Annotated in this window: 13 protein-coding genes; 6 read left to right on the forward strand and 7 right to left on the reverse strand. The window is 59.0% G+C overall.

Features of this window, described 5'->3' with window-relative positions; all coding sequences use genetic code 11:
* Nucleotides 1-12 precede the first annotated feature (12 nt).
* Nucleotides 13-1,266, forward strand: a complete 1,254-nt coding sequence (locus tag AC5S27_RS24370) for an ABC transporter permease (RefSeq protein ID WP_493937160.1) — start codon at nucleotides 13-15, stop codon at nucleotides 1,264-1,266.
* A gap of 14 nt (nucleotides 1,267-1,280) precedes the next feature.
* Here AC5S27_RS24370 and AC5S27_RS24375 read toward each other — a convergent pair whose 3' ends face one another.
* Nucleotides 1,281-1,739 carry a hypothetical protein gene (locus AC5S27_RS24375; RefSeq protein ID WP_493937161.1) on the reverse strand — a complete coding sequence of 153 codons (459 nt, stop codon included), beginning with the start codon at nucleotides 1,737-1,739 and terminating at the stop codon, nucleotides 1,281-1,283.
* A 125-nt stretch (nucleotides 1,740-1,864) separates the two neighbouring features.
* Here AC5S27_RS24375 and hpnI point away from each other — a divergent pair, with 125 nt between their 5' ends.
* Together hpnI and AC5S27_RS24385 are read left to right on the forward strand one after the other, a co-directional pair.
* Complete coding sequence (hpnI, locus tag AC5S27_RS24380) at nucleotides 1,865-3,067, forward strand: bacteriohopanetetrol glucosamine biosynthesis glycosyltransferase HpnI (RefSeq protein ID WP_493937162.1); 1,203 nt, start codon at nucleotides 1,865-1,867, stop codon at nucleotides 3,065-3,067.
* 32 nt (nucleotides 3,068-3,099) lie between these two features.
* Nucleotides 3,100-4,215, forward strand: coding sequence for a Rieske 2Fe-2S domain-containing protein (locus AC5S27_RS24385; protein ID WP_493937163.1), 1,116 nt, complete (start codon nucleotides 3,100-3,102; stop codon nucleotides 4,213-4,215).
* A gap of 358 nt (nucleotides 4,216-4,573) precedes the next feature.
* Here AC5S27_RS24385 and AC5S27_RS24390 read toward each other — a convergent pair whose 3' ends face one another.
* The 4 genes from AC5S27_RS24390 to AC5S27_RS24405 form a co-directional block, all read right to left on the reverse strand.
* On the reverse strand, nucleotides 4,574-6,541 hold the full coding sequence (locus AC5S27_RS24390; RefSeq protein WP_493937164.1) for a PP2C family protein-serine/threonine phosphatase: 1,968 nt from the start codon (nucleotides 6,539-6,541) through the stop codon (nucleotides 4,574-4,576).
* An 84-nt stretch (nucleotides 6,542-6,625) separates the two neighbouring features.
* Nucleotides 6,626-7,225: a DUF4276 family protein gene (locus AC5S27_RS24395; protein WP_493937165.1), complete on the reverse strand. Its 600-nt coding sequence runs from the start codon at nucleotides 7,223-7,225 to the stop codon at nucleotides 6,626-6,628.
* The gene (locus AC5S27_RS24400; RefSeq protein WP_493937166.1) at nucleotides 7,222-8,469 is read right to left on the reverse strand and encodes an AAA family ATPase; all 1,248 of its coding nucleotides are present in this window, start codon (nucleotides 8,467-8,469) and stop codon (nucleotides 7,222-7,224) included. Before AC5S27_RS24400 ends, AC5S27_RS24395 begins: the two co-directional genes overlap by 4 nt.
* A 125-nt stretch (nucleotides 8,470-8,594) precedes the next feature.
* Nucleotides 8,595-11,108 carry a DUF3536 domain-containing protein gene (locus AC5S27_RS24405; protein WP_493937167.1) on the reverse strand — a complete coding sequence of 838 codons (2,514 nt, stop codon included), beginning with the start codon at nucleotides 11,106-11,108 and terminating at the stop codon, nucleotides 8,595-8,597.
* Nucleotides 11,109-11,334: 226 nt separating this feature from the next.
* Here AC5S27_RS24405 and AC5S27_RS24410 point away from each other — a divergent pair, with 226 nt between their 5' ends.
* Complete coding sequence (locus AC5S27_RS24410) at nucleotides 11,335-12,894, forward strand: GH39 family glycosyl hydrolase (RefSeq protein WP_493937168.1); 1,560 nt, start codon at nucleotides 11,335-11,337, stop codon at nucleotides 12,892-12,894.
* A 310-nt stretch (nucleotides 12,895-13,204) separates the two neighbouring features.
* Here the strand turns inward: AC5S27_RS24410 and AC5S27_RS24415 are convergent, their stop codons facing one another.
* On the reverse strand, nucleotides 13,205-13,945 hold the full coding sequence (locus tag AC5S27_RS24415) for a DNA-3-methyladenine glycosylase family protein (protein WP_493937169.1): 741 nt from the start codon (nucleotides 13,943-13,945) through the stop codon (nucleotides 13,205-13,207).
* A 129-nt stretch (nucleotides 13,946-14,074) separates the two neighbouring features.
* Nucleotides 14,075-15,175: an alpha/beta hydrolase gene (locus tag AC5S27_RS24420; RefSeq protein ID WP_493937170.1), complete on the reverse strand. Its 1,101-nt coding sequence runs from the start codon at nucleotides 15,173-15,175 to the stop codon at nucleotides 14,075-14,077.
* A 119-nt stretch (nucleotides 15,176-15,294) separates the two neighbouring features.
* On the opposite strand from AC5S27_RS24420, the gene AC5S27_RS24425 reads away from it, so the two are divergent.
* Nucleotides 15,295-16,371, forward strand: coding sequence for an energy transducer TonB (locus tag AC5S27_RS24425; RefSeq protein ID WP_493937171.1), 1,077 nt, complete (start codon nucleotides 15,295-15,297; stop codon nucleotides 16,369-16,371).
* A 9-nt stretch (nucleotides 16,372-16,380) separates the two neighbouring features.
* Nucleotides 16,381-17,430, forward strand: coding sequence for an energy transducer TonB (locus tag AC5S27_RS24430; protein WP_493937172.1), 1,050 nt, complete (start codon nucleotides 16,381-16,383; stop codon nucleotides 17,428-17,430).
* Nucleotides 17,431-17,457 lie beyond the last annotated feature (27 nt).

Below are 17,457 nucleotides of genomic sequence, written 5' to 3' on the forward strand. Positions count from 1 at the left end.
CTAGGAGCTGTTATGGCAAGAGGTCAGACACGAGAATCGGTTCGGATGGCGCTCGACACGCTGCGCGTGAACAAGCTGCGTTCGGGCTTGACGATTCTGGGCATCGTGATTGGAGTGACGTCCGTGATCGCCATCTCTTCGGTGATCAACGGCGTGAACAATCGCGTCGATGACTTCGTCAGCTCGCTCGGCTCAAACGTCTTCTGGATCTTCCATCTTCCCTTCGGCGTTTTCAAGCCAACTACGGAGCAACTGACGCGCAAGAAGCTGACCGTGGAAGATGCTATTGCCATCCGCTCTCTGCCCCACGTGGTCGCAGCGGACGGCGGGCATCGTTATGCGCGCGCATTCGGCGTGGGCAACGTGAGCGTGAAGTATCAGGGCAAGAAGGTCGCCAACACGCTTCTGGAGTCGCATACCGCCCAACTGACCCTGGTGAACGATCTCACCATGCAGGAAGGCCGTTTCTTCACGGACGAAGAAGACGAGCGCCACGCCAAGGTAGTCGTGCTGGGGCATGACACCTGGGAGGATCTGTTCGGAGAAGAGTCTGCGGTGGGCAAGGATGTCAATATCGAAACCGGGCTGTACACGGTGATCGGCGTCGTGGCCAAGCGGAAACAGCCCTTCGGTAGCGGCAAAAATCCGCAGGACAATGCTGCTTACTTCCCCAATGGAACCTTCCAGAACCTGCACCCAGAGGTGAAGGATATGTTCATCGCGGCCAAGTACGACGATCCTTCGAACAAGGCGCTGGTGCAGAACGAGATCGAAGAACTGCTGCGCGTGCGTCGCCACGTTAAGGTCGAGGCCGACGATAACTTCGAGATATTCGGGCCTGATTCTCTCTCGCGCCTGTGGGATCAGGTCACCTGGGGTTTGCGGCTTTTCATGCTCTCTGTCTCGAGCGTTGGCCTTATGGTTGGCGGTGTAGGCGTGATGAACATCATGCTCGTCTCCGTTACGGAGCGCACACGCGAGATCGGTATTCGCAAGGCGCTGGGCGCTACCAAGAGGACCATCATGGTGCAGTTCACCACGGAAGCGGTGACGCTGTGCGCCATCGGCGGAATTATTGGTGTGCTGGTCGGCGCGATCATTACGTGGATCGTCTACCTGCTGCCGATCGGCTTGCCTGCGTCGCTTTCGACGTTCTGGGTGCTCTTCGGCTTCGGCACGGCCTGCGCGATTGGGCTGCTGTTCGGTATCTATCCCGCATGGAAAGCTGCCAATCTCGATCCCATCGAGGCACTGCGCTACGAATAGTTCTCCGGCAGCTATCAGCAGACCCAGATGCCACCCGGCAGCACAAAGGCCGATACCACCCCGATAGCATCAAGCACGAATGAGGCCGCGATCCCCATTGCGATGATGGTGTTTCTGTCTCTCGCAGTATGAGGGAAATCCTTGTACATCCAGCGTAAGAGCAGCCACCATTCTCCGACCCGTACAGGGATCAAGAGGGAGAAGAAGAGGATGCTGCCGAAATTGTCATGATCTGCAAAGTAAGGAATGCGCCAAAAGGCAAGGCCCACGATGGCGCCGATGACAACTCCAATCAGAGTGCGTACACCCCCTGCCTTCCAGATCGATGGTGCGCCCGACTCCTCAGCTTTGGCAAAGGACGCTAGCGGCTTGGTGGCCTTTGGCTGAGACAAGGCAAACCTAGGCTGGATTGCGAAGCGGCAAAACAGGGAATAACCAACAAACTTCGCCGCGACAAAGTAAGCAAATCCCATCGGTGTTCCACCAGCTGGCATGCGCAGATTGTAAAGCCGGATGCCGACGGCAATTGAGTAATCGATCTATAGCCGCATCGCTTTTCATCCCTCGAGTCCTTGTTCGCTACACTGGTGGAAGGACCTTGGAGACATTTGCTCACATTACTGCTATCGCCATGACCGTGCTTGTCGCGGCGAGCATGGTCTATGGACTGCTCGTGCTGCTGGGCGCGATGAGCTTCCGGCTGTATGTGCGGCGATCGCAGTCGCTGCCGGAATATGCGCCCGGAGTCAGCATTCTCAAACCGGTGAAGGGCTTTGACGCTGGCATGTACGAGGCTTTCCGTAGCCATTGCCTGCAGACTTACACCGGCGAGTACGAGCTGATCTTCGGCGCAGGCAGCATGGACGATCCGGCGGTTACTGCGGTCGAACAGCTCAAGGCTGAATTTCCGGAGCAGGCGATCCGCCTGGTGATCTGCCCGGAGAGGCTGGGGACGAACGGCAAGGTCTCGAACCTGATCCAGATGCTGCCTTCCGCACAGTATGAGTTTGTGCTGGTCAATGATTCCGATATTCATGTAAGCCCTCGCTATCTTGACCGAGTGATGCGCCAGTTCGCCGCGCCCGGTAAGAGGCCGAATCAAGTCGTCGGCCTGGTGACGGCGCTCTATCGCGGCTGCGCTGCGCGGAACGAAAAGGGAAAGCTCACCATCGGCTCGATGCTGGAGGCGATGGGCATTGCTACCGACTTCATGGCTGGCGTGCTGGTTTCGCGAATGGTTGAGGGCGGCGTTCATTTTGGTCTTGGCTCAACGCTGGCTGCGCGGCGTGAGGCTCTTGCGGCGATCGGTGGATTTGAAGCGCTGGTGGACCAGCTTGCTGACGATTACGAGATGGGTGCGCGGATCGAGGCTGCCGGATATGCGATTCGGCTGGCGCCTGAGGTGGTTGAGACCAGCGTGCCGGCGTATTCCATCAGCGGCTTTGTGCATCACCAATTGCGCTGGTCGCGGACGGTGCGGGACAGCCGCCGCTGGGGCTACGTTGGTTTACTGTTCACCCATACGCTGACGCTGGCCGTTGCCAATGTCCTGGCTTCTGGCGCGAGCTTCTGGAGCTTCTGGCTGCTGGGGCTTGCCTTCTTTCTGAGACTTGGAACGGCTTTGCAGGTGGGCGCCGGTGTGCTCAGTGACCGGCAGGTTCTGCGCGATCTGTGGCTGCTGCCGCTGCGGGATTTTGTCGGCTTTGCGATCTGGGTCTGGAGCTTTGCCGGGAATACGATTGTCTGGCGTGGTGAGCGGTTTGTTCTCCGTAACGGACGGCTGGAGCCGTACCGCCGCTAGGTTTGCTTCTTCAGATGGTAAGGTTGGGAGCGATGGCACGTTTGGTCACATTGGATGCTGGTGGGGCTGCGATTGCGGGGCCGACCGCAACGTTGATCTACGACGACTGGTATCCGGCGCTGCGGTCTGACCAGTTGCGCGGCAAGGCGATGGTGACGGCGATGCTGCTCGATCTGCCGCTGGTGCTGGGGCGGAAGTCGGATGGTTCGGTTTTTGCCATGCGGGATAGCTGCCCGCATCGGGGGATTCCGCTGAGTCATGGCTGGTTCGATGGCGAGCGGGTGACCTGCCGCTATCATGGCTGGGAGTTTGAGCCCTGCAGTGGTCAGTGCGGGACGATTCCTTCTCTTTCCAGTTTCGACCGGCTGGATGCTACTCGGATCTATGCTTCGGCGTATCCGTGCGCCGAGCGGGATGGTTATGCCTGGGTTTATGTCCCGTGTGCTGGAGCGGGCCGCAAGCTGGAGGCCGCAGAGTTGCCGCCTGTGCCGGAGCTGGCGAAGTATTCGGCGAAGTACCGGACGGCGCATCTTACGGCGGACCTGCCTTGCAATGTGGATCACGGGATCATCGGGCTGATGGACCCGGCGCATGGGCCGTTTGTGCATCAGGCGTGGTGGTGGCGTTCACGGGCTTCGATTCGGGAGAAGACGAAGCGGTTTGAGCCGATTCCTGAAGGGTTCCGCATGGCGGCGCATGCGCCGAGCGGCAACTCTGCGCCTTACAAGCTGCTGGGGGTCTATGGTGAGCCGGTGGAGACTACGATTGACTTCGTTTTGCCCAACCGGCGGTATGAGACGATCCGCTGCGGGGCCAAGTGGTTTACGAGTCTGACTACGGTTACGCCGGTGACGGCGTCAACTTGCCGCATCGATGTGGTGGCGGCGTGGAATGTTTTCTACAACGTGCCGTTTGTTACGCCGGTGGCGAAGTTCTTTGGGGCGAAGTTTGTGCGGCAGGACCAGGTGACGATGATCCAGCAGGCGGAGGGTTTGCGGCACAATCCCAGCCTGATGCTGATCGACGATGCGGACAAGCCGGCGAAGTGGTATTTTGCACTGAAGCAGGCGCGGCTGGACGGCGGCCGGACTGGAACTGCGGGGAAGCATCCGATGGATGGTCCTGTTGAGCTGCACTGGCGTAGTTGAGTTTTCCGCGCTCTGAATGTTTCAGAGGGGGGTGGGTGTGTGTTTTGTTCACAACATTATTCATTTCATAGAGTTAAAGGCAATTTTCGTGCTGTTTTGATGCGCTTTTGTGCACTTTGGAGGCGGAGGACCGGGGCTGAAGCCCCTATTCGTTGGATTGCTTTTCAGTAGCCTGAAGGCTACTGCTCCCTCCGAAATGCAAAAGCAGATTCCCTTCGGAAATGACAGAAATAAAAGCAAGGGCAACAGCAGATTCCCTTCGGGAATGACAAAAAGAAAGTGCGACGACGGGCTGGATTTGGCTTTGAATCTATTGTGCGCCTTTTGCCATAAATAACCAGCAACTCTATTTCAAAAATTATCGGGTGATGGTCAAAACGGTAATGTCGTCGGATTGTTCTCCCTGTTCGGGTTGGCAAAAATCTTGTGCTGCTGTGGCTAACTCGGCTGCTGTGGCGTGGTTGCGGAGCAGTGCTGCGATGCGGTCGAAACCGAAGAGTTCGCCGTCGGGTTTCTGGGCTTCTAGGATGCCGTCGGAGATGAGGGTGAGGGTGTCGCCTGGGTTGAGTTGGAAATGCAGGATGGGGAAGTCGAGGTTGGGGATGGTGCCGAGGGGGAGTGCGCCTTCCATGGGGAGTTCGATGGCGTTGAGGTAGGGCGGCAGGTGGCCGGCGTTGACGAGCGTCGATGCTCCGCTTTGCTCGATGCGGAGGGCGAGGGCGGTGGCGCTGCCGTTGCCGCAGAGGCGGTTGTTGAGGTTGCTGAGAATCACTGCCGGGTCGTGGGTGAATGCTGCTGCGGTGCGGATCGCGCCGACCATGAGGCTCGCCAGCATGCCAGCCTGCATGCCTTTTCCGGCCAGGTCGCCGATGAAGATGAGGACGCTGCCATCTTCGGAGTTGGGGAGGATCTGGAAGAAGTCGCCACCGACTTCGCGGGCGGGGCGGTAGTCGCTTTCGATCTTCAGGCCGGGGATGGCGGGCAGGTCTTCGGGAATGAGGAATTGCTGGACGGAGCGGGCGCCTTCGACTTCGCTGGCGTAGCGCTCTTCGTGGCTGCGCGTCCGGGTGAAGCGCAGGATGAGGATGGTCAGGACGGTGAGCAGGAAGAGCGCGTTCACGACCTGGAGGAGCTCGACGCGGAAGGGTGAGCCGGTGAGCGGGATGGCGAAGTCGAGGGTGTGTTGCCAGCCGAGGAGCGAGGTGACGATGGCGGCCTGCTGGAAGAGCAGTGCGGCTTTTTGCAGGACGACGGGGGCGACGAGCAGGCGGGCGTCGAGATAATTCTGGCGGGCGCGGGTGAAGAGGAGCGTCAGGATCCAGATGGTGACGGGGAGCATGAGCAGGTCCTGGCCGAGGTAGGCGGCGACGGAGTTCAGGACGAAGGTGCCGGAGAGGAAGCAGTAGATGACCGATGCGGCGCTGCAGGCGACTGCGATCCAGAAGAGCGGGGTGCGGCGGCCTTTGAGGAGCCAGAAGTAGAAGGCTACTTCGGCGAGGTTGAGGCAAGGGCCGAGTAGTAGAGCCTCCAACTGGTTGTGGAGGATCATGGGCCATTCGGTGAAGTAGTAGGAGAGGGCGAGCCAGCTGATGGCGGCGCTGGATGCCTGGACGAGGCAGAAGCCGAGGTATTCGCGGTCCTTGAGGCGGAGCAGGTAGAGGGCAAGGGCGCCGATGGCGGCGAGGGTTTGCAGGAGAGCGAGGATGAGGGTGCTGTTGAAGATCCAGTGACGGGAGTTGCTGGTCTGCTCTTCCATGTAGCGGACGGCGCGGCTTTCGCCGATCATTCCGCCGCCGTAAAGAGGGCCTCCGCCATAGAAGTGGGCGAGGGGTGGCCAGTGCCAGACGCGGATGGAGATTGTCACGGTGCCGGTGCGGGCGATGGCGGGCGGGATGGTGTAGAGCCTGTTGAATCCTCCCCAGTAGGGGGTGGCGTTGGGGGGCATTTTGCCGTAGCCGCCGAGAAGCTGGCCGTTGGCGAAGATTTCGTAGCAATCGATGATATGGGGCAGGTTGAGGGTGACGTCATCGGAGTTGGGCGGGAGGGTGACGTGAAGCCTGTACCAGCCCATGCCGTCGGGGGCCGGGTAGAGCTTGGCGTTCCAGACGTGGCCTGAGTCCTGGAGATCCCAGTGGGTGTCATCGAAGTTGGGGTCGGCCCAGGTGGGGTTATCGCCGGGGTGGAAGCGCCATTGGCCGTTGAGGGAGATTACGGGGAGGCTATTGGCTTGCTTGTTGAAGGCCTGTGCCTGGAGCTTTGGGATTGGGCACAGGGCGATGCCGATGCAGCACAGAACTTGCAAGAGTAGCGTGGGGATTTTCTTCATGCGTTTGCCGCCCCTATGGTAACGGGTGGACACATCCCCATTGAATAAATACCTAGTTCTATGTGCGATTGCGATGTACTTACGCTAGATGTTCCGAAGGAAATTATGGAAAGAAGCGGCATGTTCTGGTGACGCAGCCTCTACTTTGATTGGTCTTATTCTGCTCAGCAAATCGAATCCGTGTCTCGTCTTGTGATATTCGCCTTTCGTTCTGGTATTTCTCGTCGCGCTCTTTAGCCCCGCTTCAATGCTTTCTTTGCGAATAATCTCGATGTTGGTCTCGTTGCCGGGTAGGGCATTGGGCTGAAAACCGCCGTTGTAAAAGTCTTCCATCGCTTCACGGTCAGCAAGGAACCATGCTTCCATGACCGGACTCATGAGGAATACTCGATGGCTTCCCAAAGGTGGAAAAACCCATCCGTCGCGACTGTGTAAATGTCGGACCGCCGAGATGCCCGTTGTTGGTTCCTCAGAATCTACCAGTAGAGCGACAGTTCTTTCTGGACTGCTATTGGCAACGGCAATCTTGAACTTCTTGAAGGCTTCATCTCGACTGCCACATGCGACGATGCTGAACCGGCTGGCGGGAACGATCTTTGAACAATAATCTGAGAATCCTTTGCGGCACTTGGTTCGAATTGTTGGTAGGTCTCCGCCTCCCTCGACAAAAATCTGCACGCTCACCAGCGATTTCCTCCGATCTGGCCGCTGGACCAGAGTTGTCCGAGAGAATATTCGTCAAGCCAAACCTTCAAATTTTCCTTGCTAAGCCTGTTGATCTTAGTGGCACCATCAACTTTTTCGCAGACGCATACATATTCGGGCGTATCAGAGAACGACTCGACCAAATCGCGGGAATGCGTGGTCAGGATCAGCTGGGTACGGGTTGAGGCTTCGCGCAGAAGGTCTGCGAGGGTTGGGATGATGTCGGGGTGTAGTCCGAGTTCCGGTTCGTCAATGCAAGTAACGGGTGCCGGAGTTGGATTGAGAAGGATCACAAGCAGTGCGAGCCAACGGAGTGTTCCGTCAGAGAGGCGATACGCCGGAATTGAGAACCCATCCACTTCTTGGATTGCGACTTGAAGATGAGTACCAATGAGTCGAACCTCTAAACTTTTAAGTGGCTCGTAGAATTGCCTCATTAAGTCTTGGACACGCTCAAATACAGACGAATGATAGTCCCTGAAATATGCAAGCATCTGCGCTAGGTTGTATGCATTCTCTTCGAGCTTAGCTACAGGCTGCCCTACTGGACGTGGGTCGCGTGCAGATTGGTCAGCGCCAAACTCCCAATCTTGATGAAAGTCCACACTGTCGAAGAATCGACCAATCTCATAGAGTTCATTTAGCGGTAAAGAAGCTTCCGGTCTTTGCGGGGGCAGCGATGATACCTGAGCCAGTATTGACCTGTCAGGGTTTAAGGCAACAAGAAGAGGCGCGTCAGTTGGGCCTTTATAACGGAGATGTATTTCGGCCTGTATGCCGTTTGTTTCGATCCAACCGTATCGCGACACGCCATCTTCGGAATGAGATGTTGTGTGGATAATCTCCTTGGTTACACGGAAAGAAGATTTAAATTCGACCAACTGAATCGAGTACTCGAATTCGAAGCTCGGCGGAGTGCCTGCAGAATGCGATTCAATTATTGATCCTAGTGAAAGCGTTACGTCAAGCGACGAGCGAGGGCTCTTGCCTTTCTCGCCTTTCCATATCCATTCGTTAACGCCTCCTGTCTCAAGGACAGTAGTCCAGGGTTCCTTTTCTGGAAGAACATACAGAAGACGTATTAGTTCAATGAGATTTGATTTGCCGCAGCCGTTTGGACCGATGAGGATGTTTAACGGGCGGAGCTCGATTTCTTCTGTATTGGGGCCGAAGGATAGCAGATTAACTGGTTTGATCGACTTTAGAAATGGCTGTTGAGACACGGCTGCTCCCTCTCCCTCTATGCTCCGGGCGTATGGAATTACGGTATCACTTTGCGGCGATTGGTCTGCTTCCGACGGAAATGCCCCACACCTCGCGATCGAGATGTGGGGCAGTTGTGCTGCTCTTAGTCGCCGGGGGCTGCCAGGGCTGGTTCTTCTGCTGTGATGACGTCGCAGGCTATGGAGAGGCAGCAGCCGAGGTCGTGGAAGTCGCGGTCCCAGCGGGGGCGGCTTTCGGGGGTGTGAGCGGTGAGGCTGCTGGAACTGCGGAGGATTTCGTACCAGATGTTCTGGGCCTGCCAGAGGTTGAGCTCGAAGGGGAGCTCGGTGAGAGTGCGGGCCAGATTGAGGGCGCGGTCGAGGATTTCGAGGTTGCCGGAGGACATGGTCAGTTCGATCATGGCGCGCTTCATGCGCAGGTCGGCGATGTAGGTGAGGGTGGGGATGTCGAGCTCGATCTCATCGGCCTTGGCCATGGCGAGGAAGTTGCGGACGAGGGCCAGGTCGACGGATTCGGCTTCGAGAGCATGGCGGAGGCCGGCGTTGACGGCGAAGCTGGCGGCGAGAGCGAGTGCGGGCGGCTTGGGCAGGCCGGCTTGCGAGAGGTAGTGGAGCAGGCTGGCGTGGTCATCGTAGATGGTCTTAAGAGAGCCTTCGATGTCGCCGAGGGTGGAGTTGAGGATGATCTTGAGGATGCGTCGCTGTTCGTCACGGAAGAGCGAGGTCAGCGAGTAGTCGAGGTGGTAGTAGCGGTCGAGGACGCGGATGACTTCGGGGAAGTTGGCGCGCTGGACCTGTTCGCGGGCGAGGGCGGCGACCTTCTCGAAGCCCTCGGCGGCCTCGGTGTCTTCGGCCTGGTAGGCCTTGACGGCGGCGGTGATGTTCTGGTCACCGAAGTGGAGGACGGCGTAGGAGAAGTTCTGAGACTGGCCGGTGATGGAGGACTCGATGCGGGCCCGGCCGAGGGCGAGGCGGCCGCGGCCGGAGTTGAGGATTTCATGGGTGAAGCGGTGGACGCGGTAGCAGAAAATCTCGGTCTCTTCGCCAAAGGCGGAGAAGATGGAGCTGATGGCGTAGTGGGCTGCGACCTGTTCTAGGCTTAGCTCCATACCGAGGCCCTGGGTGGCGTAGATCTTGGCGCCGTCACCCTGGGATGGGACGTTGGATTTGGCGAGGGCGAGTTTCTGCAGGAAGGATTCTTCAAAGCCCTTGGCGTCTTCGGAGAAGAGTTCCTGGGCGAGCTGGATGACGCGGGCGGCGTAGGCGATGATCTGGATGGTTTCGATGCCGGAGATGTCGTCGAAGAACCAGCCGCAGCTGGTGTACATGAGCTGGGCGTGGCGCTGCATCTCCATCAGGCCCAGGGCGCGGACGCGTTCCGCTTCGGTGAGCGGATGGTTCTGGTGAGCGGCGAAGAAGCGCTCAACGGATTCCTCACTGCGGTCGAGGATGACGTCGATATAGCTGTCGCGGGCGGCCCAGACGTTGTTGAAGAGCAGGCTGCCGATTTTTTCGGTGAGCGGAGTGATGGAGTCGCGGAGTTCATCGAGTGCGCTGCGCAGGGGCGCGCGCCAGAGCTGATTCCAGCCGGCTTTGCCACCGTTGCAGCCGCAGTTGGAGCGCCAGCGTTCGACGCCGTGGTCGCAGCTCCAGCTGGAGTCGTCGTAGATTTCGGCTTCCCACTGGGGCGGGAATTGGGCGAGGAAGGCGCCGTAGTTGATGAGGCGGGTGTTCTTGTCCTGCTCGAGGATGCGAAGGGCGTGGGCGAGGGCCATTTCGCCGTGTTTGTGGTGGTGGCCGTAGCTTTCGCCGTCGGTGGCGATGTGGACGAGCTGGGGGTTGGCGTTGTCGAGGAAACCCTGCTTAAGGCGGCTGACGAAGCCTTCGCCGGAGTTGAGCAGGCCTTCGAAGGCGACGGCGCGGGAGGTGGGCCCGTCGTAGAAGAAGATGGCGAGGGACTTGCCGCTGGCGAAGCGGGCGAGGTAGGGGTGGGTGGGGTCGACGGTGGCGTTGGGAGTGTCAATCCAGTCGCCGGAGGGGGTGCCCTGGTCGCCGAATTTCTTGACGCCGGTGAGGGAACGGACGCGGCGGGCCTGGCGCGGGGCGAGGATGGTGAACTTGATGCCTTCCTGGGCGAGGAGCTCGAGGGTCTCGGTGTCGGCAGCGGTTTCGGCGAGCCACATGCCTTCGGGGGCATGGCCGAAGCGGAACTTGTAGTCTTCGATACCCCAGCGGATCTGGGTAAGTCGGTCGCGGCGGTTGGCCAGCGGCATGATGAGGTGGTTATAGACCTGGGCGATGGCGGAGCTGTGGTTGGAGAAGATTTCGCGGCTACGGCGCTCGCCGTCGAGGATGTTGCGGTAGGTGCGGGGGGCGCACTCGGCGAGCCAGCTGAGGAGCGTGGGGCCGAAGTTGAAGCTCATGTGGGAGTAGTTGTTGAGGATGCGGGTGATCTCGTTTTTGGTGTTGACGATGCGGGCGGCGCCGTTGGTGGCGTAACACTCGGCGCAGATGCGCTCATTCCAATCGTGATAGGGCGCGGCGGAGTCCTGGGTCTCGATGGTTTCGAGCCAGGGATTTTCGCGAGGCGGCTGGTAGAAATGCCCATGGATGCAGATGAATCGCTTGGATGATGGCATGGAAATAGATGTCCTCGGGGGATTAGATGCACCGCCAGCCCATTTTAGGGGAAAAACGGTTTTTCCGTGGCGGCAGTCGGCCCGGTTATGAACGCACTGTTAAGGATGATTGGATAAGGGATCGGGATTCGCCCTGCGTGGGCGTGGTGCGCTATGTTTGTCTGGCGCGCCTGCGCTGGAGTCCGGAGTTATGCGAGAGTACCGTAGAAATCGATTGCGCACAGCCATGCTTAACAAGATTTCTGGTCCGAGTCTGACCTGTTTTGTGCTCGCTCTCGCGATGGTAGCGGTGGCCGGGGCGCAGAGTGTTGAGCGAGTTGCGATTGACGCGAAAGCAGCGACTACGCCGTTTCCGCATTTCTGGGAGCAGATGTTCGGGTCGGGACGGGCGGTGCTTTCGTTGCGGGAGAGCTATCGCGAGGATTTGCGGGCGGTGAAGGCGGTTACGGATTTTCGCTATGTGCGCTTTCACGCGATTCTGCATGACGAGGTTGCTGTTTATAACGAGGATGAGCATGGCGAGCCGGTGTACAACTTCACGCTTGTGGACCAGATCTATGACGGGTTGTTGAAGAACGGGGTGCGGCCGGTGGTGGAGATCAGCTTTATGCCGAAGAAGCTGGCGTTCAATCCGGATGCGCTGCACCCCTTCTGGTACAAGCAGAATGTTTCTCCGCCGAAGAGCATGGAGCGGTGGGACGGGCTGATGACGGCGTTTGCGAAACACCTGGTGGAGCGGTATGGGATCGAGGAGGTTTCGCAGTGGTACTTCGAGGTGTGGAATGAGCCGAATATCGACTTTTGGAATGGGGTTCCGCAACTGCAGAGTTACCTGGACTTGTATGCGCACACGGCGCGTGCGCTGAAGGCGGTGAGCCCGAAGCTGCGGGTGGGCGGGCCGGCTACGGCAGCGGCACAGTGGGTGCCTGAGTTCCTGAAGTATGCGGCGGAGAACCATGTGCCGGTGGACTTTGTGACTTCGCATGGCTATGCGGATGACACGGTGGAGAATCTCTTCCATACGAAGGAAGAGATTGCGCTGGATGATCGTGTTTGCCGGGCGGTGGGGAAGGTGCGCGGGGAGATCAAGGCTTCTGCGATGCCGAATTTGCCGCTGTTCTGGACGGAGTGGAATGTGCAGGGCGAGCGGGGATCGCGGGACACGATCTTTGTGGGGCCGGGGTTGGCCAACACGGTGCGGGCGTGCGACGGGCTGGCGGAGATGATGAGCTTCTGGACTTTCTCGGATGTGTTCGAGGAGGGTGGGCCGATTGCGCAGCCGTTTATTGGCGAGTTTGGATTGCGTGCTACGGGTGGGATTAATAAGCCCAGCTACTATGACTTTGCGCTGCTGCATCAGCTTGGGGACAAGCGGATTGCTGCGGAGTCGAAGAATGTAATTGTGACTAAGAAGGCTGATGGTTCGCTGGCTGTTGCGGTTTGGAATATTGTCGATCCGAGCGCTGTGCCGGAGATGAAGGAGGGGCCGCATGGGGCTACTCCGGAGAAAGCTGGGACGGTGGGGCCTGAGCGGACTGTTGAGTTGGATTTGAGTGGGGTGGCGGAGGATGCTGCGGTGACCGTGCAGCGTGTGGATGCGGTGCATGGGAATGTGCTGCCGAAGTACTACGCGATAGGCGCGCCGATGAATCCTACGCCGAAGCAGGTCGAGGAGTTGAATCGGGAGACGGCGCTGGGTGCGCCGGAGGAGATGCGGCTTTCGCATGGAAAGCTGGTGCTGAAGTTGACGCCGAATACGCTGGCGCTGGTGACGGTGCGGCCTTAACTTCGAGGTTGTTGGGAGTGGATCTCAGCGGACGATCCCGGTTAGGTCTATCAGGTTCATCGGCCTATCTCCGAGACGTAATTCCGATGCCGAAAATGCGCTCCATCACCACGAGGCACAACAGGATTAGCCCTAGGGTGATACCCAGTGCGATAGCGATTCTTTTAATCGTCTTCACCATGAACCTACGCTATCGAAACATAGTATCTGTGTGAAATGAATAATCTCCACGGATGACGTGCCCTTTCCCGAGGCCTTTTGATCTAGGCGTAGTTAAAGCTGCGACTCTTTAGGTCTGGCAGTGTGAAGCTTAAAGGTTTTGCGTGGGGAGGATCATGGCTGGGGCTTTGCGGGTGGCTGCTTCCAGATCGCAGGCGCGCCACATGTACCAGGCGGCGACGGCGCGGTAGGGGGACCAGCGTTTGGCGCGGCGGAGCATGACTTCGGGTTTGGGCAGGTCTTCGGCTTTGAGGGCGCGTGGCGAACTCGAAAGACCTCGGGAGATGCGCTGGAAGGTGAGCGCGAAGCCTTTGCGGACGCCGTAGTCGGTGGTGGGGAAGACGTCGGAGCGGCCGAGGCGGAAGATTAACAGCATTTCCACGGTCCAGACGCCGATGCCGCGGACGCTGGTGAGGCGTTCGATGATTTCTTCGTCGGACATTTTCAGGATTTGCTTGTGCGTGGGCACGGTGCCGTCGAGGGCGCGGGCGGCTAGGTCTTTGAAGGCTTTGATCTTGTTGCCGGAGACGCCGCAGGCGCGGAGGAGTTCGTCGGGGGTGTCGAGGAGGGCTTGCGGCTCGGGGTCGGCATCGCCGTAGAGGGCGCGGACGCGCTTGTGGATGGTGGCAGCGGCTTTGCCGTGGAGCTGCTGGTAAAGGATGGATTCGAGCAGCGAGGTGTAGGGGGAGCCGCCGTGGCCGAGCTTGAGGGTGAAGCCGCCGGTTTCTTCTACGCGGTCGATGAGGGCGCCGAGTTTGGGGTCGGCGGCGCGCAGGTGGGCGAGTGCGGCTTCTGGATCGTAGGGGAGCTTGCGGCGGCCGTTGTGGATCATTTTTAGTGGTTAGTGGTTAGTGGTTAGTGGTTAGTGGTTAGTGGTTAGTGGTCAGGGAACAGGGAACAGGGAACAGGGAACAGTTTGATTTTAGCCACTGCTTGGTTCGCTTGCTTATTATTCGCGGGCTTACCTGGTGAGTTGTTTTGTGAAGAAGTCGGCCATGGCGTGGTTGGCTTCCAGTGCTTCGGGGAGTTTGGTGCTGTACCAGAAGGCGTGTGGCAGGGCGTCGTAGACGATGAGGCGGGCGTCGTTGCCTGCGTTGAGGAAGGCGCGGTGGAGGTTGACTGTGCCACTGAGGAGCATGTCGCGGCCGCTGGTGATGAAGAGGGTTGGCGGCATGCCTTTGAGGTCGGCGTAGATGGGGGAGAGGACTGGGTCTTTGGGGTCCGTCGTGCCGGTGTAATAGGGGTCATGCGGTGCCGACTCGTCGGGCACGTCGAGGTGGCCGCTCAGGCCGCGCAGGCTGTAGAGGGATTGTGAGTCGCCGGTGCGGGCGAAGTCTCCCATGCCGCTGAAGATGCCGAGCGCGGCGGGCATGGGGAGGTTGAGCTGCTTGATTTTGACGGCGACTTCGCCGGTGAGGATGGCTCCGGCGGAGGTGCCGTAGATGATGATGTGGTCGGGCTTGTAGGTTTTGAGGAGCTCTTTGTAGACGGCGATGGAGTCGTCGAGCGCGGCGGGGAAGGGGAACTCGGGCGCGAGGCGGTAGAGGACGGCGACGACCTTGATGCCGGTCATGCCGGCCATGGGGATGGACTCGGTGTAGGAGCCGGAGTCGGAGTTGAAACCGCCGCCGTGAAGGCAGAGGAGGACTTTATCTTTGTCCTTTAAGTTGGCGGGGACGACGATGCGGACGTTGACGCCGGCGATTTTTTCTTCGGTGAGCTTGGCGGGGTAGAGTGCCTGCCATTCGAGGCTGGCTCCGGCGGCCCACTTGTCGGTGCCAGCGCGACGGTCGGCGAGGGACTGGTGCGGGTCGTCGTCGGGGACGGGCTGGGAGAGCCAGTAGTGGGACTGGCGGCTGAGGTAGGTGGGTACGGGGACGATGCGGGTGATGTGGGCGCGGCCTTCGCTGTCGATGAAGCTGGTGTCGCGGGTGGGGGCTTCGGCGGCTGTGGTGGGTTTTTCAGCATTGCTCGGTGCGGGTGTTGCCGCCGGCTGCTGCGCGGCGAGGGTCAGGCTGGCAGATAGAAGGGCGATGGGAACGATTGTGAGGGTGCGGCGCATGGTGGCTCCGGGGACTTTGGCTTGGCTTGAATCCTGCTGGACCGGGACGGCTTCACGATAGCAGATGGCGGGTGTGCCGGGATAAACAGGCGCGAAATTATGTTAGTCTGGCGGGACTTATGCGGCTAACTGTTTGTCTGCTCCTTGCCCTGGTGAGTTCAGTAACTGCGGTCTGCCAACCTGCTGCTCCTGCTCCGTTGCCTCCGCTGCCGAAGGAACCTGCGGCGATCTTTGCGGCTGCGGCTCCGTTGTATGATTTTTCTTCGCCTACGCTCAAGCCGTTTCATCTGAAGGCGAGCTATCAGCTCTTTGACGAGAAGGGGCAGCCGTCGGCGCAGGGGACGTACGAGTATTGGTGGGCTTCCCCGACCACCTACCGTAGTACGTGGTCGCGGCCTGGGATGGAGCATACCGACTGGCATGTGGATGGGAAACCTTCTTCTTTCGCTACGGGGCCGTATCTCGAATTTTTCGAGCGTAAGCTGCAATCGGACCTGCTTGACCCGTTGCCGAAGCCCGAGGATCTTGATCCTGCAAAGGTGCGGCTCACGCATGAGGAACAGAGCTTTGGTTCGGTGAAATTGCCGTGCGTGATGGTGATTCGCAAGCTGCCACAGGATCCCGGGCGCCCGCCGGTCATACCGCTGGGATTGTTTCCCACATTTTGCTTTGATCCGGGGTCGCCTACGCTGCGCGCGTACTATGCCTTCGGCGCGACATCGGTGGTCTATAACAAAATCGCGCGCCTGCAAGGGCGAATGCTTCCCATGGACATCGCAGTTGTGGACAGAGGGAGGAAGGTGCTTGCGGCCAAGGTGGAAAGTGTTACAGGCATTGTACCGACCGCTCCGGAACTCATTCCCGTGGCGGACGCGGTCCAGCATGCATCCGGCCCTGCGAAGCCCATCGTTATCAGCCCCGGGTTATCGCAGGGCCTGCTTTTGAAGAGAGTGCAACCGGTGTATCCGGTGGAAGCCAAGCAGGCACATTTGCAAGGCACAGTGGTGCTGGAAGCATTGATTGGCACGGATGGAAGAATTCATGACCTTACGGTTGTGGATGGTCCTGCGCCTTCGCTGATTGCTGCTGCACTGCAGGCTGTTCTTCAGTGGGAATACAAGCCGTATGCGTTGAACGGAGACCCTGTTGCGGTGAACACGACTATCAATGTTGTATTCAAGCTTGGGGGAGTTTAAACGGGAATTATGCGATTCATTCTCTGTTTTCTCCTCGCGCTGGTGAACTCAATTGGTGTGGCTTGCCAGTCCGCGGCGACCACTCCGTTGCCGGCGCTGCCGAAGGATGCTGCGGAGATTTTTGCGGCTGCTGCGCCGTTGTACGACTTTGCCTCGGTGAATATCAAGCCATTTCATCTGAAGGCGAGTTACCAGCTCTATGACAAGCAAGGAAAACCAACAGCGACTGGAATGTTTGAATACTGGCAGGCCGCCCCGGACCGCTACAAGAGCACATGGAAAAGGCCCGGGTTGGAATACTCCGAATGGGTAGCGGGCAAGGAGCGCTGGGTGCTTTCACAGGGCGCGTCGCTGGAGTTTGAGGAAGCCAGGATTGCTGATGTGGAGTTTCGACCGCTGCCGGGAATGGATGTGCTCAACGCCGCGCGGCTGGACGGTAGAGACGAATCTTTCGGAGCCATCAAACTGCCCTGCGTGGTGGTCACTCCCAAGACGGTGCTCAGGACCAGCAAGAGCGGGGAAAAGGTATTTCCTACCTACTGCTTTGATCGCGCGCACGCTTTGCTGCGCACTGCCGCTCCGTTTCTGAATGTCAGTGTGGCGTATGACGATCTTTCGATGATGCAGGGAAGAGTCCTGGCCAGGACGGTGAACGTTTATTCGGGCAAAGTAAAGCAGATTTCCTGGTCTGTGGGTGGCACGGAGCTGATGACGGATTCTGCCGAGGAGCTGCAGGTGCCGGATGGGGCGAGGGTGGTTCCACTGGAGAGGACGGAAAAACCCAGCGACCAGGTTGTCCAGCCGAAAGTGCTGAGAACAGTCGAGGCGCAGTTTCCCGAGAGTGAGCGTAGCGGGACTACCGAGGGGAAGGTCACAGTGAGCTGCGTGCTTGGCACCGACGGTCTTCCGCATGATCTGGCTGTGACCAGCGCAACGAATTCCGACTTTGCGGTGGAGGCGTTGCGCGCGGTGATGCAATACCAGCTCAAGCCGGCGATGAAGGATGGCAAGCCGGTTGAATACTTGCTGAAGATTGAAGTTGCATTCCGCCGATACTGAGGCAAGTGGCTCGATGTATCGATTCTG

Source organism: Acidicapsa borealis (genome assembly GCF_059115245.1).